The sequence below is a fragment of the Clostridium sp. D46t1_190503_E9 genome, assembly GCF_015555225.1.
Classification (GTDB): Bacteria; Bacillota; Clostridia; order Clostridiales; family Clostridiaceae; genus Clostridium.
Map to the genome: position 1 here is coordinate 78089 of NZ_JADNKB010000003.1, position 22785 is coordinate 100873.

Sequence of the window (22785 nt, forward strand, 5' to 3'; positions counted from 1 at the left end):
TTAAAATAGTAAAAAGTAGTTATTTTTGTTTAAAACAAAAATAACTACTTTTCTATGCAATTTAAAAGTTTATGAATCTTAGGGTGCTTGTGGGTGCTTTATATCCCACTTACTATTTAAATTAATGATTTAATTTTCTTAACTCCTTAACTGTTTCAATATCTAATCCTGTCTTTTCTGAAATAATTTCATCATCTAATATATCAAGTAATTTTATAGCTAACTCTTTTCTTGCCTCTTCTCTTCCCTCTGCTCTTCCTTCTGCTCTTCCTTCTGCTCTTCCTTCTGCTTTTCCCTCTTCTTTTGCCTTGTCTTTCATATCTTCTAATATAAAAGCATTTCTTGCAACCATAAGCTCAACCTCCATTTTATCCGCTTCTAATATCTTTATAGCTGAATCTGCTAACTCTTTAACTACGGTATTCTTAATCCAATTCTTAATTGCTTTAATTTCAGTTTCTGAAAGTGAGTTAAAATATAACGCTATAACTTTTATTCTTTCCAAAAATTCTAAAGCATCTACCTTTTGATCTAATAAAAATATTGCAGATGTAACATTTTGACTTATTACAAGATTTTCCTTATTAAACTTTTCATCATTACTTATATCAAAAACATCATAAGTAAAATTCAAAATATTACTTCCAAAAAGTTCTTCATTGTAAATCATTTTTCTAAACTCTTTTGGAACTTCCCATTTTTCTTCTCCATTATATAAAACAATAGGGATTACAGCTGGTATTTTTATATTTTCGCTCATTTTCTTTTCTTCCTTGTTTGTCTTTTCTTTAATTTAGTGTCAATAAAAAATAGGACTCATAGAGTCCCATAATAAACCTAGCCAATATTAAGTTTAAAAATCTATGCTATTTTTGTATTTTCAATAGATTTCATTTTTTTAAAGTAATAAATTCCAAGTGGAATTGATGCTGAAAGCCATGCAACTGGGTCAGCTAAACATATTCCTGTATATCCTATAAAACTAGGTAATGCAAAAGCAACCACTGCTCTTGCTATAAGCTCGAAAGCCCCTGCCATCATTGGAACAAAGGATTCCCCCATACCTTGAAGTGCATTTCTATATATAAATATTAGCCCTAATGGTATAAAGAATATAGCAGAATAATTAAGACATTCTTGAGCATATGCTAAAATACTTGCATCTGGATTTTCAATGAATAATCCTACAAAGAATTTACCTCCAAATACTAATATTATACCTGCAATAATACTTGTAATTACAGATATCTCAGTACATTTTTTTACACCTTGTTTTATACGTGCATAGTTCTTAGCTCCTAGGTTTTGTCCACAATATGTTGCCATAGTAACACCAAAAGTTATAGCTGGTTGCATTACTATTTGTAATACCTTTGATGCTGCTGTATAAGCTGCAATAGCTGAAGAACCAAAGACATTTAAAGCTCCTTGAACTGTCATAATACCAATAGCTGTTATAGAAAATTGTAGAGCCATAGGAATTCCAATTTTTAAATGTTTTTTATAAACCCTACTCTTAACTTTAAAATCTTCCTTTTTTAATCTTAAAATCTTATATTTTTTGTATGTATAAATTATACATAGTAATCCAGAAACTCCTTGAGAAATAATTGTTGCCCACGCTGCTCCAGCTACTCCCATTGAAAAGTTAACTATAAATACTATGTCTAGAACTATATTTAATATAGAAGCAACTATTAAAAAGTACAATGGAGTTTTACTATCTCCTAAAGCTCTTAATATACCTGCTATAATATTGTAAACTACTGTAGCTATAGTTCCTCCATAAATTATTATTATGTATGAATTTGCATCATCTATTATATTCTCTGGAGTATTCATTAAATGAAGCAAAGGTTTTGCTAGTACAACACTTACTAAAGTAATTATAATAGTTGCTATTACAGATAATACTAATGCACTTGCCACTGCTTTTTTCAAGCCTTCTTCATCTTTAGCTCCAAACTTTTGAGATACTAAAACAGCAAATCCACTTGTTAAGCCAACAACAAAACCATTTATTAAAAATGACATAGAACCTGTAGATCCAACTGCTGCTAGTGCATCTACACCTATAAATCTACCAACTATGATAGTATCCACCATGCTATAAAACTGCTGAAATATATTTCCTATAAGTAGTGGTATTGAAAATAATAGTATTAATTTAACTGGATTTCCAGTCGTCATATCTTTTGTCATATTTCTTGCCATAACTCTACTAATCTCCTATAAATTTATTCTCGATTATATAGAATACCATCTTTCTTAAGAATTATAAAGTCTTTTAATTTTTCCATGTAAAATATTTCTTTTATAAACTTTTATATTATGTTAAGTAATTTAAAATAAGTATTAACTCAGTTGAGCTAATACTTACTTTAATGCTTAAATATTAAATTATCTTCTACTTCTATGGTGTTTACTATGTGAAGAACGTCTTCTACCATTATTTGAATTTGAATTAACATTATTATTCATACCGCCACCATTCATAGCATTAAAAAGCATAGCTAATGGATCCATTTGTTGGTTTCCATTATTATTCATATTATTAGCATTATTATTTGAAGTAGGATTATTTTGACTGCCTCCACCCATTAACATACTCATTAACTGGTTCATATCTACGCTACCATTACCTGAACTTCTTTGCTGATTTCCTGCTCCTGCAGAATTCATACCGCCTAATCCATTCATGAGCATTGATAAGGGATTATTTGCATTAGGATTTTGAGAACCAGCATTTCCTCTATTGTTAGTATTTCCTCCATTTTGATTTGGCATATTCATACCATTTCCGCCCATAAGCATACTTAACAATTGGTTCATACCATTTCCCTGACCATTCATTCCATTACCTGCTCCATTCATTCCTCCCATTCCATTCATTAACATAGATAAAGGATTATTATTGGCACCGTTCATTTGATTTTGTCCACCCATAGGTCCACCCATCATAGAACCTAATAGCATATTAATAAGTGGGTTTCCTCCTCCACCTAATCCGCCTAGTGGATTTCCGCCTCCACCCATATTAGGCATTCCGCCTCCCATAAGGCCCCTAAAAAGCATATCCATCATTTGCATATGGTTTTCTCCTATTAAATTATTGTTACTATATAAGTATTTCACTATAATTCATTTTGCTACAACTATTTTAAAGTTAATATACTATTTAATTAAAATATTCTATAAAAATAAACACCTTCTAATTAGCCTACTAATTATACAAGGTGTTTATTTCACTAATGTTTTTACTATATTACTACGAATCAAGAGTAATCTTGCTTCTTTTATTTGTGTTTATTTTCATTAATACTTTTACTACATCTACTGAAGCTTAAATCCATTAATTAGCTTATTATAATCAAGTTCATTCCCATTACTCATATTTATATAACAATCATATATATTATTTACAAACATTTTTCTATTTTCAAGAAACTCCTTGGCTCCTAGAAATTCCTTTTGGAACATAGTGATTTTCATTTTATCTTCTATAAATCCAGTTATTAAGTATAAGTTTCTTATACTATAATCACTATGAACTTTTGATAAATCTTCTATCATTTGCTTTATTATTGAATCATAGGTTTCAACTAAATATTTATTAGCATCTTTAATTTTATATGGAAGAATATATTTATCTGCAAATATTGTTAATACTGCTCCAACAATTACAAATATTATTCTATATAAAGCAAGCTTAATTGTACCGCCTGTAATAGCAGCAGATGCAATTGCAGATATAGTAACAAGAACAATAGTATTTCTATATCCATTTGCAAATGGGTTTAAATATCCTACTACTAGCAATATAGCTCCTCTTGCTGCCTGATTTTTTATTAAACTAAAAGCAATTAATACAATTACTACTCCAATTAAAGTACCTTCAACTCTTTCCTTAATTCTTGTTTTTGATATTTCTGAATAAGGTTGAATTAGCGAAAAAATTGTAAATGCCATCCATCGCCCTTCTGACAAATTAAAATATTGTGTTAAAAATACTGTTATTGAACCAATTATTCCAAGTCTTATTGAATATCTTACTTTTGCAGAATCTATATTAAAGTTCTTTTTGTGAATATATATATTATGAAAATGATGTGGAATTTCATAATCTCTTTTTATAGAATCCTTTTCTCTTCTATTTAAATCACTAATATGCTCAAATTCATCATTTAGACATCTAATTAAATTAGTGAACTCTTCTACATAATAATTATCTATTTCTTTATCATACATTTTATTTTTAAATATATTTATATTGCTTGAAGTAAAATCTCTATTTTTTATAATTTCAACTTCCCTATAAATATCATCTAATAGTGAACCGTATATTTCCTTATTAGTTAAATTATTTATTGAATCTAATAATATATTTATACGCTCTAAAGCCCACAAAATATCAGTTGATATACTGGCATCATTAGTTAAATAGTAATCCTGAACTCTCTTATCATATATTATTCTTTTTAAGGAATTTATAGATTCACCTATTTTAATATTTTCTTCTTGAAAATTTTTATTTTCTTTTATTAGTGTAATTTTAGATAAAGTCATTCCACTAATTCCATCTAATATTTTCCCACCAGTAGTAAATATTCTATCCCTATTTACTACAAACTGTACAATCATTACGAATACAGCCCCAAAAATCAATGATAAAAATCTATTAAATAAAACTTCTCCGTAGGCTGGATAAAACAACATAAAGAAATATTGAAGTCCAAATGGAACAACAATAGATTTTTTTAAATTATAGCTAAATAAATATCCAATTATAAATAGTGCTATAAAATTTATAAATATTCCAATCCATATATTTTGAATTGCTAAAACTGAAAAAAGTAAACTAAATAAATTTACAAGTAATACTTTAATAAAATTTTTAAATGGTGCTATAGTTAAATCTCTTTCCATCAAAGTTAGTGCTGCAGTTATTACTGTAACTCCAACTAAAGTATTTTCTTGCCCAAACATAACCTTAAAAAGACTAATAAAGGAAATAATAAATATAAATATTATTGTATTTGATATTATCTTCTTTTTATCCATTATCCTCTCTCCTTTTTTTACATACAAGAAAAAATACTATCATAACAAAATAGCAAATTCAATAACGTAAAAATTTTAAACTTTTCTTTAATATTATCAACAATATAAAAAAATATATTATTTTTTATTTGTAAAACTATTTAATTAATATATCTTAAAATAATAAAGATGACTTTCTAATTCTTTTATAGTTACTAGTAAAAAAATAATGGATATATGATTTAAATACAAAAATCATATATCCTTTATAACTATATCTTCTTTCTATCGCTCTTTTTCTTAAGAAGAGCACTTGTATCTAACGATTCTTTCTTTGGAGCTTCTTTATCTAACTTTTTCTTTGATTTTTTATTATCTTTTTCTTTATCTTTTTTATCTTTACTTTCATTTTCCTTAGTTGAATCTTGCTCCAAAGCTTCAACATTCATTCTAACATTAACCTTATTTTTTGACTTACTATTTTCTGATGATATAGTATTTTCTTTAATAATTTTCTTTTCTTCTTTTATATTAATCTCATTATTTTTTATAGAATTAGTATTTTTAGCTACTTTTTCTTTTTTAACTTTATCTTTTCTCTTCTTAAAAAATCTAACTAAATCTATATTTAATCTTCTATAAGCTATATCAAGCATAAATAATAAAATACTTATTACTATTAATGGAGTTGTTAAATTTATCTTTTTATATTCTCTTTGAAGCTTTCCTTCAAAAACTTCTTCTGGCTTGTTTATAAAACTTCCCTTTGTTTCTTTAACTACTACATCTAACTTTTCTCCATTAGTATTAAATTTATATTCATCTGAATATTGAAGAGCAAATGCTCCTTTATAATTATTTTTTACCTCTCCACTTTCCTCTTCTCTTATACTAAAATTATAAAATCCTAATGAGTCTAGTGGAATATTAGCTTCAAATTTTCCTGGCTCAACTTGACTTAATTCGAATTCCCCTTCTTCGCCATTTTCACCATTGTATATCCCTTTAACCTTTGCATCTTTAGATATCTTATCATTATAAAATTCTACTTTTGCTTCATTTCCTTCTTGGCTAATATTAAGTTTTCCTTCTTCTCCATACTTTGGAATAGTAAAGTAAACCATATTTTTTATAAGCTGTGGGCCATACTCCCAAGCTAAATAGTTTTTACTCCACTCACCACTAACGTCTGATGTAAAGCTTACTGTTTTTCCTATTCCATATTGCATAGCTGCAAGTATTGGCTCATCATGATTAGAGCTTAATATTTCAACTGCATTTTCTTTTATAGAGGTTCCTATATATCCAAGTAAACTTGGAATTCCATCTGATGTTTTAACTCCTGCTAATATTTCATGGTTACTTAATATCTTAGGGGTAAATTCTTCATTTATTATATATGTCCCTGCTGATAAAAGAACTTCCTTTGCAAATATTCTAGGAATATCAGTATATATATCTGTATAATAACTTCTTCCTTTTCCTATTGAAGCAAGCTGATTCAGAAGATCAGCATTAGCACCTTCACCAACTGCAACTGTTGATAAAGTAATATTATTATCATTAAAGTTTTGAAGAAGATTAGCATAATTATCAAATCCATATCCATCTTGACCATCAGTTAATAATATTGTGTGCTTTATCTTTGCACTACTTTGCATTTGCATATTATAACCTTGTTCAAGTGCTGGATAAATTGATGTTCCTCCTCTTATTTGAATTCCAGATATAAGTTCCTTTATAGCTTCTTTATCGCCAACCTTCTGCAGAGGCACAACCTCATCATAAGTATCATCAAATGCTATTACTGATATCTCATCTACTTCTCTTAAGTTTTCTAATGCCTTCATTGCAGCTTCCTTAGCTAAAGTTAATTTACTAACTCCACCACCTTCAGCACTCATACTACCTGATTTATCTATTATTAAATTGATACTTATTGCAGGAACTTCATTTTTTCCTCTCTTATCCATATAAACAGGCAATACTTTTTCAAGTGAAGTATCTTTATATCCTCCAAGAGCATAAGAATCTTCACCACCAAAGGTTATTAATCCACCACCATAGTCTTTTACATAAGCTTCTATATTATCCATAAAGCCATTGCTCAAATCATCTCTATGGACATCATTTAAAACTATTGATTTGTATTCCAATAATTCATTTAAAGTACTTGGTGATCCACTTGGAGCTATTTTCTTAATATTAGCACCTGAATTTGATAATATTCCTTCTAAAGCTTCAGAATCACCTTTAACTCCATTAATAAGAAGAATATTAGGCTTATCCATTACGTTTGTAAAAGTACTAAATTCATTATTAACTTTGTTTGTGTCTCCATCTGCTTCTATTAAAACTCTATATCCTTTAAATCCACCAGAACTTTGCTTATCTTTAAATACAAAAAAATTCTTTCCTTTTTGTATTTGTACCTGCTGTTCTCCTACTTTATTTCTTCCTGAAAATAATGTTAGCTTAGCCTTTGTTGCATAATTTGATTTTATATCAATAGAAACTGAAAACTCCTCGCCTACTGATATATTATCTGGTACTTTAACATTATCAACGTAAATTTCTTCTCCCTTTTCTCCAGTAATCTTATAAATTTTAAAATCTATTTTTTGTTCATTAATTAACGGTATAGATTTTAATATATCGCCTTGATTTTCTTCTCCATCAGTTATTAAAACTATTCTTTTAGAGCCACCTCTTTCAAATAATCCTAAAGCACTTTCTACTGCTTCTTGAATATTTGTTGCTGTTACAACTGGCTTTTCGTCTATAGATTTATATTCTTTTTTCTTATTTAACACTTTATCAATTTTTGAATCATCTCCAAATAAAACTACTCCAGCTTTATTTCCTTTAGGCATTGACTCTATAGCTGTAGATATAAAATCCTTCCCTGATTCTTCAAAGTCACTTGTACTTTCTGATACATCTAGTAAAAATACAGTTGATATATTTCTTCCCTTTAAATTTATAGTTATATTTCCAAATGCAAATATTAAAAGTGTAAAAATCACTATTCTACTTATAAATATTGCAATTTCATTTTTACTCCATGGTTTATATTTTTTAAAGCTATAATACATAAAGGCAAAAATAATTGGAATCAATATTAAAAAGTACAAATTTCCTATTTCTATCTTCATCTCTTCTTTGCCTCCTAATTTCCTCTCTTATACATAATCCACTCGAAAGCTACTACTGAAATAGCTAATATTATAAGTAATGGAGAAATATTTAAACCTCGTTTTAAATCAGCTTTTGCATCACTTATATTTTCACTTTCACCAATATTGTTTATATTAGTGTTACTTTCCTTTTCTGATGGAAAGTTAACTGAAAATAATTCTTTTTCTTCTAAGACATTTAGCTTATAAATCCCAAGTTCACTATCTTCTTTTATTTCATCACCTGATTTTATTTCTAATGTATTTCCACTTGGATATGTTAAAGTAATATTATTATCTAATGACACGCCTTTAGCTATTATCTTTTCTCCAGCTTTAAAGTTACTTTTATATACCATTCCACTTGATATTAAATTTTCTCCAAGCTCATACATTAATACAGGAAATTCCTTTTTAAGTGCAAAATCACTATTGTGAAGATCAAAAGATAAAGCAGCTATTTTTCTTCCATCAACTTCTCCTTTAAATCCTATATAACTTTCATCTATATTTAAGAAGCCTCTTCCGTAATAAGGAATTTCTATTGCATTATACTTAGCAGCAGTAAATGTTGTATCTTCTAAGTACTTTGAAAGTTCTCCTATAACAGCTTTAGCCTCTCCCCCTTCTCCCCCTGAAACAACATTAAAGAATTCATTTGAAGCTGGATTAATAAATAGTATGCTTCCTTTCGATGGCATTATATCAGGAGTAACATTATCAAATACATATAAATCATATGCATCTGCACTTGTTAAGTTTGATGCATCATTAGTCTTATATACTTCTGTATTTTCAATGCTGCCAAAGGCTCTTTCTAAAAATAGATTTTGTTCTGTAACTATAAGAACCTTATTTACTTTTTTCTTTCCTACAACATGGTTATAAGTGTTGTCACCAAGAATCATATCTTTTCTAGATAATTCTCCCTTTAAAACTTCACCATTTATTTTAGGCAAGTCAAAAGTTAATGTTTTATTTTCTCCTTCTTGTAATTGCAAGCTTTCAACAGCAGCAAGTTCTTCCCCATCATAAAGAGAAAAATCACCTTCATAAACCCCTGTACCTCTATTTGTTATAGTTGCTATAACTCTTACTTTATCTTCTAAAAACTTATGAGATACATTGTCAACAGATGCATTTACTCCTGAATTGGCTAATGATACAACCTTTCCATTTACATCGCCTAATGAAAGTTCTTTATCTGTAAAAGCAATAACTTCATATTCTTCTTCAATACCTTGGCCTATTGCTTTTATAAAAGATAAAGTATCATTTATATCTCCAGTATTATAACTTTGAGGTATTGATTCAATTATTTCATTAGAAACTTCTTTATTAAAATCTCCATTTTGTAGTAAGTTACTACTTCCATCAAAGCTTATTATAAAAGTATTAGTATCATCCTTTGTTGATTGTAAAAACTCCTTAGCAAGGACTTTACTTTCATCTAGCCTAGTATTATTACCATATTCAGCACTCATGCTTGCAGTATTATCTAATACTAAAATAATATTTTTATAACTCTTACCTCCAAAGTTTAAAAAAGGTTTCATTAAACTTAAAATAAGTAAAAGTAATATTATTATTTGCAAAAGTAACATAATATTTTTTCTTAGCTTTTCCCATGGAGTGTTTGCTCTAGTATTTTTATAAACTTCATTCCACAAAAGTGTTGAAGATATAACCTCTTCTTTATACTTTCTTTTTAATATATAAAGCATTATTAAAAGAGGAATTGTTATTAATAAAAATAAGGGCCATAAATTTGTGAATCCCATAACATAATCCTCCTAATACAATACTCTTTTCTTGCTAAACTCACCTAATATTATTTCTTCTATTTCCATAGATGAATTTACACTTATAAATTTACCACCATATTTTCTTGTAATATCCTCAATAGACTTTTTATAAGACTTTAAAGTATTTTTATACTCTTTTATTAAACTTGGAGTTAAACTCATTTTTACATTTTCACCTGTCTCACTATCTATAAATGTAATTTCATTATTGAACTCTGGATCGATTTCCTCATTTGATAATATTTGAACCAATATTATATCTTGCTTTTTAAAAGCTAAATACTTAAGAGCATCTTCTAAATCTTTTAATCCTTCATTATTTAAGAAATCAGATACAACTACCGATACACCCCTAGGAGTTAATGGTCTCTTTTTTATACTGCTCGTAATATCTGTTTTACCATCAAATTCAATATTTTCTAACTCTCTTAATATCCTTTGAAATGCTTTGTTTCCAGCTGCTGATTTTATACTTTGTATATCCCCGTTATCCATAGTGCTTATATTCACTCTATCTAAATTATTTAAGGCAATATAGCTTAAAGCAGCAACAACTTTTAATGCTGTATCTTTTTTATTTTCACTTCCATAGTCCATTGATTTACTTTTATCAACAAAGAAATTAAAAACACCTTCTCTTTCTTCCATAAAAACCTTTATAAAAAACTTATCAAATCTACCATATGCATTCCAATCTATTCGCCTAAAATCATCACCTGGAGCATATTCTCTATAATCAGAAAACTCTACAGAAACTCCTTTTGCTTTTGACTTTCTTCCTCCTTGTGTTCCCGAGGAAAGCTTAAAATTTATATGCATATTTATTTTATTTAGCTTTTTAAAAAAATCCTCATTAAATATCCTTTCACTCATTTTTTACACAACCTTTAAATCTTCTAGTATCTTATCTATAATACTTTCTTCTGTTAAGCCTTCTGTTATAGCATCAAAATTTAGTATTATTCTATGTCTTAAAACAGGATAAGCTAAAGCCTTAATATCCTCAAATGATACATTTAACCTACCTTCCATAACTGCTCTTACTTTTGCTCCACTAATAATACCTTGTGCAGCTCTTGGACTTGCCCCTGCTTCTACATATCTATTAACAAACTCTGAAGCTTCTGGAATTTCTGGATGAGTTGCTAATATAAGCTTTAATGCAAATTCTTTAACGGCTTCTGCTAGTTTTATTTCTCTAATTGCTTCTCTTATCTTTAATATTTCATCGCCTTCAAGAACAGCATCAAATTCAACTTTGTTATTAGTTAATGTTAAATCCATAATGGCCTTAAGCTCTTCTAGATTTGGAAAATCTACATTTAACTTAAATAGAAATCTATCTAATTGTGCTTCTGGAAGTGGATATGTTCCTTCTTGTTCTATTGGGTTTTGAGTTGCAAGCACCATAAATGGTTTTGACATTTCATATGTTGTCTTACCAACTGTTACTGTTTTTTCTCCCATAGCTTCAAGTAATGCAGATTGAGTTTTAGGAGTTGCTCTATTTATTTCATCTGCTAACAGTAAATTTGTAAATACAGGTCCCTTTTCAAATTTAAATAAAGTTTTATCATTTTCTTTAACTACTATATTTGTTCCAACTACGTCTGCTGGCATTAAATCTGGTGTAAACTGTATTCTTGAAAAGCTTAAATTTAGTACCTTCCCAATTGTTTTTACTAACTGAGTTTTTCCCATTCCAGGCATACCCTCTAAAAGTACATTACCATCTGCAAAAATAGCAATTAAAACATTTCTAATTATATCCTTTTGTCCTATTATTCCTTTAGATATTTCTTCTTCACATCTTCTTATTTTCTCTGAAACTTCTATTATTTCTTTTTCACTTATTTCCATACTTTTCACCTCTTAGTTTAATCCTTCAAAATAATCCTTTATAAGATCTTTTAAACTCTCTGGAAGATTACTATTATTTGCACCTTCTAATGCACTGTTAGTATAATCTCCTATTACCTTATCGTAATTTATTTTATTTCCATCTAAATTAAATCCATTTTCAGTTTCTATAGTTTGGGAATTTCCATCTTGATTTTTATTTCCAGTTAGATTTTCATCATTTCCAACGTCTCTTCCTGGAATATATATTTGCTCTCCCTCTTTATTTTCTAAATCATTTTCTTTGCCTTCATCACTTCCTGTATTCCAACCTGTTCCACTTCCATTTCCACTTTCATTCCCGTTTCCACTACCTGATCCATTTCCTTCGCCTTCACCTTGTCCTTCGCCCTCTCCTTGACCTTCGCCTTCGCCTTCTCCTTCGCCTTCTTTATCTCCAGGCTTCTTTCCACTACTATTACTTTGTGAATTTTGAATAGCATCCTTTAGACTTTCTGCATCAAGCTTTCCATCTAGAACTGAGTTTGAAGCTTCACTTAAGGCTTCTGAAAGATTTTCATCACTTACGCTATTAGAGGCATTTGCAAGAGCTTTTGATAAATTATTTAGCTCACTACTACTCATATTTCCCAGGGATTTTTTTAAGTTTCCTAAAGCCTTTTCTAATTTTTCCTTATCCTTAGACAATATTGCATCTGCAAGCTCTTTACCTTCCTTCTTTTTCATAAGCTCATTAGTCAATTTATTTAAGTCTTTCTTTGCGCCTTCTTCTTTATCTTTATTAAACTCATCTAATAAATTCTTTTGAGTCTTTTCTATAGCAGATTTACTTTTATCATTCTTTGCTTCATTCTTTTTATCTTCTAGCTTCTTTTCCATTCTTTCTAAAGTTTTATTTACATCAAGCTTCTTTTCGCTTTCCTTTAACTCCTTCTTTGCATCTTCTAATATCTTTTTTATAGCCTCTTTTTCTTCTTCAGTTAATTCTTCTGATTTTTCAACTAACTTCTTTTCTTCTTCGATTTTTTTAATAAATTCCTGTTGATATTTATTAAATTCTCTAATTGAATTAGCTTCTTTTTTAGCTGAAGTATCTATAAATGAAGTCATAAAACACATTATTATTAATCCTAAAACTATAAGTATTTGCTTTTTATCTACAGTTATTTTCAAATTATCTTTTATGCTAAAACTTTTAATAAATGATACAGTATCTTTCTTTTGAGCAATTGAAATATTATCTTCTTCATTTATTAATTCTAAAGAAGTAGTAACTCTTTCATTTAATCCTTTTGAATCAACTATTAAAGAAACACTTTTTTTATCAGGTGATTTTATAAATCCATATATTATTATTGAAATTAATCCTAAAGCTAAAACACTAAGAGAAACTTCTTCTACATATGGAAATGTTATAAATAAAGATATTAATAATAAGCATAAGATTGAGCATAGTAGGTATTTTAAACCTACTATGCTCAAGTTTATTATGAAGTTCGCCCTAATTCTTTTTGATGCCTTTTTTATAAAGGTTAATATTTCATTATTTAAAGAATTCATAGCTTTACTCCTTTACTTTTTTCTTTGTCTTAATCTTTACCTTCTTATTTCTTTTTCTATTTAGTGGATTTAATCTTCTAGCTGCAAATCCTATAAATATGCAACTTAATACTATTTGAATTCCTACAGAAATATATTCAGTGTACTTAGACATTCCAATTTGTCCTATGAAATAAAAAGAATTTCCTCCAAATCCTACTTGATTAGATAACATTACAAAAAATCCAGTAGCTGGGCTTAAATATGCAATTGGTGATATAGATGGAGGTGTTGTTACTCCACTATATATTCCTCTTGATGCATTAATCAACAAGATAATATATGCTATAACTACAGTTCCAACAAAAATGAATAATACTAATGCATAACATAAAGCTGTTGCTGCTTTAGATGTCTTTGAATAGGTTGAAATAAACACTCCAATAGAACCAACAAATATTGTATTAATAATAAAGGAGCCAATTAAAACCAATATATTACTTAATTTTATCCCTCCGACTAACCCACATATCGCATATAATGGTATTGTACAAATTATAAGCATTATTACCTTTAATGAAGATGCTGAAAGCTTTCCTAATATAATTTGAAGTGGTTTTAATCTTGTTGATAATAATATATCTAATGTTTGCTTTTCTCTTTCTGAACATATTGAAGTCGCTGTCAATGATGGCACAATAAACATCAATAATATTGCCTGAATTACTGCCATAATAATATAAAGAGAAACTGCATTTTGTGGATTTATTCCTGAAGCATAAACTTCACTACTATAGCTATTATAAAAAATCAATGTCCCTACAGATAATACAGCTATATATATTAATAACATTAGTGAAAATCTAGCTGTTCTAACAGATAGCTTGCTTTCATTTCTTAAAACTGGATTTAATCTCATCTTTTCATCCCCCTTCTAATTATCTTCCTCTGTTATTTGTATAAATACATCTTCTAAATTTCCTACAGCTTTAGCAAATCCGATTACAGATACCTCTTGTGTAACTAAAGCTTTTAATATTTCCTTAGCTTCCTTATCGCCTCCTGCGACATTTGCTGTAATTTTATTCCCGTCTAATGAAATTTCCTTAACATCTGGTATTTCTTTTAGAACCTTTATTGCTTTTTCAGGATCTTCAATTACAGTTATATTAATAGGCGCACTACCTGATGCTCGAAGCATAACATCCTCAACAGTGCCTTCACATACAATAGCTCCATTTTTAATTATTCCAATTCTAGTACATATTTCACCAAGTTCAGAAAGTATATGAGAGGATACTATAATTGTCTTTCCCATTTCTTTAAGATTTTTTAATATCCCCTTCATTTCAAATCTTGCTCTTGGATCCATACCTGAAGCTGGCTCATCTAATATTAATAACTCTGGATTATGAACTAAACACCTTGCTAAACATAACCTTTGCTTCATTCCCCTTGATAACCCATCTACATTTGCATCCCACTTATCTTGTAAGTTAACTAATTCTAACAAGTCCATAGATAATTTCCTTGCTTCTTCTCCAACAATTCCATAAATAGAAGCATAAAACTCTAGGTATTCTATTGCTCTTAAATTATCATAAACCCCAAAGAAATCTGGCATATATCCTATTTTATCTTTTAATGCTTTATTATTTTTTATTGCATCTATTCCATCTACATAAACTTCACCACTATCTGGAGAAAGTAAGCCTGATACAATTTTCATTGTAGTACTTTTCCCAGCTCCATTTGGACCTATAAATCCAAATATCTCGCCTTTCTCAATTTCTAAGTTTAATCCATTCAATGCCTTAAACTTACCATAAGATTTTTCAAGATTTTTTATAACTAGCATTATCTTTCCCTCCCCTTAACAGTAATTCTTGGAATCATTGACTGGCCTTTTGAATCATCAACTATAAACTTAATTTTTACTGTGTTATCTTTTATATAGTTATCTAAGTCTTTAATCTTTTCGTAACCTTGAGACATTTTGATTTTATCATAGCTTTCAGTTTTATAATTATAAATATATTTTTCCGAATTATCTTGACCACCATTTCCGTATCTATCTACACCAGGTTTTACTATTAAATCTAATACTTCAATTTTTTTATCTATTTCATATTTAAATACAACTTCTCCCTGTCCATAAATGTATCCACTATAATCATCTATGTGTACATTTGCTGAAGAAGACTCTACTTTAGATTCAAAATATCCATCAGGGAAATTATAGTTTCCATCTTTATCTTTAAAATCTAATGCTGCATCTTGAATAATTACAGTAGTATCAAATTTAGAAACTGATTTCTTTCCAAAATCAACTCCATACTCTACTGGCATATCTGTTATTGCAACTAACTTGATATCTTTATTAACAGATATTTCACTAGAAGCTGTTGCAATTATAGCTGAAGTTCTAAGTATTCCGTTAAACTCTTCTGATTTTAAATCCTTATTTTTATCCCATCTTGCAGTATAATACTTTTGATTTAATGTTTCTGAATAAGCTTCTAATCCTCCTGAACTAGCAGTAGCTAATTTAGAAATTTCCTTTTCTTGCCCCTTTTCAAGTGAGCCCATATCCCAAATATTTCTTCCAGCTACTAATAGCAATCTTTTTATGTCATAATCTAGGTTGTTTTTTACTTTACCATTTAAATTTCCATCAACTAAATTAAATGAAGAGTCAATAGTTGTAATTACTTGTTCTTTACCAATAACTTCAAATGATTTCATATCTAATGCATTACTATCTTTAAAAGTAAAATAGGAGTTATTCCCACTATAAGTAGTTTTTACCCTAAGCACATCGCTTACCTCTTGTTCTTGATTAGCGTAATAATAATTGTCCTGAGTAGAATAATTCATAGTTAAATCTTCTGGTTTTTTTATAATTACATCATCTTTATATTTTGTTCCTATTCCTAAATATCCCTTTGCTATTCCCTTACCATCTTTATCTAATGAAATAATATTATTTTGATTTAATATAATATCATTTACTCTTGTTAAACTTCCCATATAATAAATAACTAAAGTAAATACTATGGATATTACAGGAACTGCTATCCAAGTTAAATCTCTCTTATTAAGTTTTTTTAATATAATATAAAGTAATACTCCAACTATTAATGCATATAATCCAAGTACAACTGCCAAAGACTTAACCCCTACAATTTCGTTTATAGGAATATTTCTAGTTAATTCGTAACTTCTATAATATCCTGGCATATATTTACCGTTCATTCCATTATTAAATAGGCTTGAATATGAACCTGATAATATAGTACTTAAAAACTTTCCAGCATCCTTTGATGATATTAATGGCTCTAATCCTAAATCAAAAGTTGATACTAATATTTCTCCCTTACCTCTTTCTAGAGAATAGACTAATGGAATTTCCTCAGTTCCTTGCTTAATCTTAGCATCTTTAATTTCTAAATTAGAAAATATAAGTTTTAAATTATCATCTACTAATTTTATAGCTTTCTCTGAATTCCCATTAGATTTTATATTTAAAAAGTCTTTATCTATACTACTAATAGTTTTACTTTCATTAGCTCCAGCACCAATTATTAATGTTCCGCCTTTATTTATCCAAGAGTTCAAAGATTGATACTGCTCTTTTTTCAAATTAGACATATTGTAATTATTAATAAGTATTACATCTAATCCCTCTATATTTAAGTTACTTTCACCTATAATATCTTTGTCTAATTGAACCCTTTCAATTACACCTTTAATCTCTTTAGATTCAAGAGAAATTGATCCTATATAATTTAAAGATGACGCATCATCAGTTAATATACCTATAAATAAATTAGAATCATTTACTCTACCATTTGATATTAAACTCTTTTTTTCAAATAATACTTTCCCATTTTCAATAAGGTTAACAGTTATTTTACTTGATCCTTCTAAAAGCTTAATTGGGATAACTACTTTAGTAGTTTCTCCTTTAGCTATTGAAACCTCTTTACTATAAGCATCATAAGTTGATGAATAAGAACCAGTTGTTCTAATTTCTACCTCACCATTGAAATCCTTTTCCAAACTAGTAAATTCTACTGTCACAGGTATATATTTTAAAGCCCTAAACTTTCCTTCAATACCTGATGTAATTTTCAATTCATATGGATCTGTTTTTGTATCTTCAGCCTTTGTTATTAAACTTATACTAGGTAACGCAATAATCATTAAAACTAAACTAATAATTACTGCAACCTTTCTAAAAAGCGACTTCATTATTCTTCCCCCTAAGTTACATATTTTTAATCATATATTTTAATTGTATCCTAATTACTATAATTTTCCCTTAACAAATTCTTAAAAATTTCTTATTTTTAACAAATTTAGCAATAATATAACTATAATATAGACTTATTATTTAAGATTTCAAAAATAACTAATATATAACGACTTATACTATATATAATTTTTACAACACACTTCTTTACTTGAGATTATATTCAATAAAATACTTGATAAAAGTTTTATATTTTATTTTTAAAAGATAAAAATCCATATTTTAAATTAAAACAACTCAAAATATGGATAATTTTCTTTTTCATCTATAATATTTATTTTTAGTTATTATTCTTTAAATGTATATTAATAATAATAATTTTATTAACATAATTTATTGTATCATTATCTATACATATACTCTCTAGTCATTGGTAAATTATTATTTATATCTTTTACAAAAACTATTTGATGTAGATCAATAACTCCATTGTTAAAAGATGCTGCACAGCAATATAAATACATTCTCCACATTCTTATAAATCTTTCATCAAATACTCTGCCATTACTATCATGCATTTTTCTAACCTTATCTATATTGTTATCAAAATTTTTAGCCCAATGTAATAATGTATTTTTATAATGTAATCTTAGACTTTCAACATCTATAGTATAAAATTTATACTCTGCTGATAATGATATTATTTCCCTAAGTGTTGGTATTACCCCACCTGGGAATATGTATTTCTTTATCCATGCATCTCCTTGTGATTCTTTTAAACCACTTATATAATGAAGCACAAAAACTCCACCTTTATTCAATACAGAATTTACATTTTCAAAAAATAAATTATAATTTTCACGTCCTACATGCTCAAGCATTCCAACACTAACAATTCTATCAAAGTTTAATTTTGATTTCTTTAGATCTCTATAATCCATTATTTTTACATCTAAATAATTTTCTAATCCTTCTTCTTTTATTCTCTTTTTAAACTCATCATGTTGTTCCTTACTTAAAGTTATTCCAAGACCTTTAACCTTATATAATTTAGCAGCTTCTATAAGAAGTCCACCCCATCCACATCCTATATCTAATAAAGTCAATCCTTCTTTTAGATTTAATTTTTTTAATAGATGATGAATCTTATTCATTTGAGCATCATATAAAGTATCTGTTGGATTTTTAAAATATCCGCAAGAATAGCTCATGGTATCATCTAGCCATAATTTATAGAAATCATTTCCTATATCATAATGATATGATATTTCTTCTTTTTGATGTTTTTCAGATGTTGAACTTTTAAATATCTTTGGTAAGCCTTTAAAATCAGTAGAAAACTTATCTATACACTTTAACAACTCATCAAATACAGTAAATAAATCTCCATCTATTTCTATATCACCATCCATATAGGCTTCCCCAAAAGCTAATGAAGTACTAGTTAATAATGCTTTTTTTGGTATTGGCTTTTTTAAATATAGATTAAATAAAGGCTCCTCTTTTCCAACTTTAACAACCTCATCATCCCAAAACTTTACTTCAAATGATAAGTCTTCAAAATTCTTTAAAAATGTTTTAAAGAATATTTTTTCCATATCCATAAACTTCCTCCTAAATACATTAATCTTGTGAACTTGTTAACTCTTAATGTAGCAAAATATTATTTCATGAGTTTATATATCACCATAAATAAGATACAACTAATAACGTCTTAAATTTAGAAATAAATTTACTTTTGCTTTCACAAATTAAATCACTTTAACTAAACTAATCTAGTTGAGATTATAGACAATACAAAGGAAAAATATACTTATAAGCTTTCACATTAGCCTTTAAAAGTTATCCTATCGTACTTTTAAAATCTTTAATCTTATAATTTTCTAACAAAAAAACAAGGCTCTGTTACGCAACTAAAAATGTAAATTTATAATGTAAAATTAAGATGAAAACTACTGAAAGTAGTTTTAAAATAATGTAAATTTAAGTATTTCAGTATGAAATATCACTTTAAATTTTACATTCTACATTTTACTTAAATATCTTTATGCGATAGATCCTTGTTTTTTATTTTATTATATTATTATTTACTATATCTTTTTTCCAACTTGTTTATATCTTCTTTATTATCTACCCATTCTTCCATGTATCCACAATTGCAACATAAATATCTTGAAATATTTACAGTACCATTTAGAAACCCTGCTGGAATATTATTCCCCGTTCCATATATACCAGTTTCACCAGGTATTCTTAAGATTTTCTCACCGTTACATTTAGGACATATCTTTTTATTTTTCATAGCTTAAGACTCCTTTTAAATTTATTTATATAATTATTCTTTTAATAAACAAACATAAAAACCATTTATAATAGCTGATAAAATAAATCTATTTCTAATTAAACTTTTTTCTATAAAACTCATATAAAATTTCTAGATATTATTTAATATTAATTTAGTTAATTACTAATATTAAATAACTCATACATATCATTTTTTCTGTCTTCACCAAAATCTATTGTATAAATATCAAGATATGTCTTGTCTATATTTCTAATAATGTCCTTTTGTGAAAGAATATTATTAACTTCGATCAATTTCTTTAAATCATAATTGTCTCCAAATACTCCGTTTGTAATATTAACTTTATATTCATCGTTAAAATTAATGTAATAATACCAACTTGGATATTTTCTATTTCTCCACTTTATACCTATATCCCCTTCTTTTATATCAGAATAACTATATTCCTTTTCCAGAGGCTTTATAATATTATGTCTTATAATTTTATTTTCATAAAATATCGTATATTTATTTAAGCTATAGATAAAAACTAATATTAAAGAAAGTAAAATAGAATAGAAGATTATAGAACCTCTTTTATTTCTTTTCCTATAAATTATATCTCTTGTCATCCTTTTTATTTTAATTCTAAAGTAAATCATTGCTAATATTATTACTGGAATTAATAAACATACAATATTATCAAATATCTTCGTTGTTATTAATAAATAGTTTTCATTAAATGCTTTAATAAAACTATCAATTAAATAAGATACTCCAATAAAATGTAAAACAAATATTATTACTATTAAAATAAAAATCCCTAGTCTCTTAAAAAATTCTCCTATTGATTGTGCTTCAAAAAGCCAATTGTATTGATACATAAATAACCTCTATTCAAAATTCATTATACTTTCTGTTTCCTACTTAAAATCAAATAAATAAAAATACTCATACTTACTGAATATGTAATACTTCTAGTTATTGTAGCAAAAATGCTTTCACTTCCGAAATAATTTTTAATTATAATATCAACTAAAACTATGACTACAGATAAAAAGAATATTAATAATCTATTTTTACAACCTTCTTCATCCTATTATAATTTACCATAATAGTAAAAAACACCAACGAACTTATTCCAACACTTATCACATATCGAATCAACATATTTAAATTCACTATTAACTCACTTACCTATTCTAAAATAATTTAATTATTTAATTATTTAATCATATAAAAATATCTATTAATAACCTATCATTTACTAATCACAGATTTCATTCATATATTTTCTAATTTTAAACAAATCTGTTTCCTACTATTTAGTACTCTCCTGATAAATATAATCAAATATATACCTATTATATTTACAGTTTATTATTAATCGAAATCCTATTACTTTTAACCATTTTCTGATTTACACTTCCCATGTAATGAATAATATGAGAATGGAACCGTTTAAGTAAATGATTTAAAAATAATTTGAGATACCGCCTATTATTATTACTTTTCTTCTTTACCCATAAAAAACTTTTGAATTAGTGTGTAACCAGTTATTAATAAAAACAAAACTATGCTACCATAATAAAAATTTTTTGTTAAATTATTTAGTTCTATAAATTTATTTGCTAAATATAAAACTAAAGTACCATAAATTATAAGAGTAATATATTTGAATATTGTTTTCATTTTATGCTAACCATCCATTCCATTATTATCGCATCTCTAATATCAATAGAGTTTTCTAAATTTAAACAATTCATGGCAAAAGTTACATCAACTCTACTAATAAAGACCTCATAAATCTTTTAATTTTCAATAGATTACCTATCCAAACAAAATGTTTCTATTAACCTCTCCATAGCTATACATGGTATATTTAATAAAATAATTATATAAGAAAAAACTTTCTATTTTAAAATATAAGATTTAAATGCAAAAAAATAAGCCTTAAAGGAATTTATTAACTCATTTAAAGCTAGCTATCTTATTATCTACTTTGTGCCCGGGATGCTTGTGGGATGATCTGAATCCCACTTGCTCGTGGCATTTCTTGCTCCAACCCTTCTTGAATATTACCCTATTGCTGATAAAGGCATAATATATCCTAGTACTAAATTTATTGCTGAACCAACAGTATCTACATAGAATACCTTTTTATTATAATAAAATTTATTTTTAATAATATTATTCTCAGTACAATACTATCTTAACAATCCTATATAAGAAGAAATTTTTACTATATATTCCTTTCAAGACTCTTTTCTTATTCTTTTTGTCATAAAAATAACCTCCCTTTGCTTTTATTGTTATTTTTGATTCTAGCAAATGGAGTCTTTATTTTCTATCCGTTAATTTTTGATGCTTACTATTAAAAAAATGTGCTAATAATTATAAATCCGTTAAGCCTAAATAAGAAATATATCATTATGTCATTTATTATGTGATAGATTCAAAGTACAATTAATAAATTTTTGAATAATATATTATGTTTACTTTACAATTATATTATAGTTACAGTTTCACTTACTTTATAACTTTTATTGATATCTTATAATAGTAATCTTATATATTAAAATTAAATAAATAACATTTGTTAAAATTAAATTAAAGAATCCTATATACGCTATTACTTTTCTATCTTTTCCATTTACCCAATAATTTAAAAGCTTATAATTTAAAAATACGTTAGCAATCATTACTAAAGCAGAAAAGAGAGTTAAATAATTTTCATATAAATATATTCCTATTAATAATACTATTACATTTATAAATATATTTATTGTAAATATTTTACTTAATTCCAATTTATCCATAAAAATT

Annotated in this window: 17 protein-coding genes; all 17 read right to left on the reverse strand. The window is 27.0% G+C overall.

Features of this window, described 5'->3' with window-relative positions; all coding sequences use genetic code 11:
* Positions 1-121: 121 nt before the first annotated feature.
* Complete coding sequence (locus I2E83_RS04105; protein ID WP_195428684.1) at positions 122-760, reverse strand: Rpn family recombination-promoting nuclease/putative transposase; 639 nt, start codon at positions 758-760, stop codon at positions 122-124.
* 101 nt (positions 761-861) lie between these two features.
* Positions 862-2202: an MATE family efflux transporter gene (locus I2E83_RS04110; RefSeq protein WP_195428907.1), complete on the reverse strand. Its 1341-nt coding sequence runs from the start codon at positions 2200-2202 to the stop codon at positions 862-864.
* Positions 2203-2400: 198 nt separating this feature from the next.
* On the reverse strand, positions 2401-3090 hold the full coding sequence (locus I2E83_RS04115; RefSeq protein ID WP_195262498.1) for a hypothetical protein: 690 nt from the start codon (positions 3088-3090) through the stop codon (positions 2401-2403).
* Between the two features lie 243 nt (positions 3091-3333).
* Complete coding sequence (locus tag I2E83_RS04120; RefSeq protein WP_195428686.1) at positions 3334-5061, reverse strand: FUSC family protein; 1728 nt, start codon at positions 5059-5061, stop codon at positions 3334-3336.
* Between the two features lie 251 nt (positions 5062-5312).
* Positions 5313-8195, reverse strand: coding sequence for a VWA domain-containing protein (locus tag I2E83_RS04125; protein WP_195428688.1), 2883 nt, complete (start codon positions 8193-8195; stop codon positions 5313-5315).
* A gap of 14 nt (positions 8196-8209) precedes the next feature.
* A complete protein-coding gene (locus tag I2E83_RS04130) occupies positions 8210-9997 on the reverse strand; it encodes a BatA and WFA domain-containing protein (protein ID WP_195428691.1) in 1788 nt (595 codons plus the stop codon).
* A 12-nt stretch (positions 9998-10009) separates the two neighbouring features.
* Complete coding sequence (locus I2E83_RS04135) at positions 10010-10894, reverse strand: DUF58 domain-containing protein (protein ID WP_195262502.1); 885 nt, start codon at positions 10892-10894, stop codon at positions 10010-10012.
* A gap of 3 nt (positions 10895-10897) precedes the next feature.
* Positions 10898-11881, reverse strand: coding sequence for a MoxR family ATPase (locus I2E83_RS04140; RefSeq protein WP_195428693.1), 984 nt, complete (start codon positions 11879-11881; stop codon positions 10898-10900).
* 12 nt (positions 11882-11893) lie between these two features.
* On the reverse strand, positions 11894-13441 hold the full coding sequence (locus I2E83_RS04145; RefSeq protein ID WP_195428695.1) for a pectinesterase: 1548 nt from the start codon (positions 13439-13441) through the stop codon (positions 11894-11896).
* 4 nt (positions 13442-13445) lie between these two features.
* Positions 13446-14339: an ABC transporter permease gene (locus tag I2E83_RS04150; protein WP_195262505.1), complete on the reverse strand. Its 894-nt coding sequence runs from the start codon at positions 14337-14339 to the stop codon at positions 13446-13448.
* A gap of 15 nt (positions 14340-14354) precedes the next feature.
* Positions 14355-15278 carry an ABC transporter ATP-binding protein gene (locus I2E83_RS04155; RefSeq protein WP_195262506.1) on the reverse strand — a complete coding sequence of 308 codons (924 nt, stop codon included), beginning with the start codon at positions 15276-15278 and terminating at the stop codon, positions 14355-14357.
* Positions 15278-17674 carry a hypothetical protein gene (locus I2E83_RS04160; protein ID WP_195428698.1) on the reverse strand — a complete coding sequence of 799 codons (2397 nt, stop codon included), beginning with the start codon at positions 17672-17674 and terminating at the stop codon, positions 15278-15280. Before I2E83_RS04160 ends, I2E83_RS04155 begins: the two co-directional genes overlap by 1 nt.
* Positions 17675-18079: 405 nt before the next feature.
* On the reverse strand, positions 18080-19279 hold the full coding sequence (locus I2E83_RS04165) for a class I SAM-dependent methyltransferase (RefSeq protein ID WP_195428700.1): 1200 nt from the start codon (positions 19277-19279) through the stop codon (positions 18080-18082).
* Between the two features lie 479 nt (positions 19280-19758).
* A complete protein-coding gene (locus I2E83_RS04170; RefSeq protein ID WP_195262509.1) occupies positions 19759-19977 on the reverse strand; it encodes a hypothetical protein in 219 nt (72 codons plus the stop codon).
* Positions 19978-20135: 158 nt separating this feature from the next.
* Positions 20136-20843 carry a hypothetical protein gene (locus I2E83_RS04175; RefSeq protein ID WP_195428701.1) on the reverse strand — a complete coding sequence of 236 codons (708 nt, stop codon included), beginning with the start codon at positions 20841-20843 and terminating at the stop codon, positions 20136-20138.
* Between the two features lie 622 nt (positions 20844-21465).
* Entirely contained in the window at positions 21466-21651 is a 186-nt protein-coding gene (locus I2E83_RS04180; protein WP_195428702.1) for a hypothetical protein, read from the reverse strand.
* 851 nt (positions 21652-22502) lie between these two features.
* Positions 22503-22778: a hypothetical protein gene (locus I2E83_RS04185; protein ID WP_195428704.1), complete on the reverse strand. Its 276-nt coding sequence runs from the start codon at positions 22776-22778 to the stop codon at positions 22503-22505.
* Positions 22779-22785 lie beyond the last annotated feature (7 nt).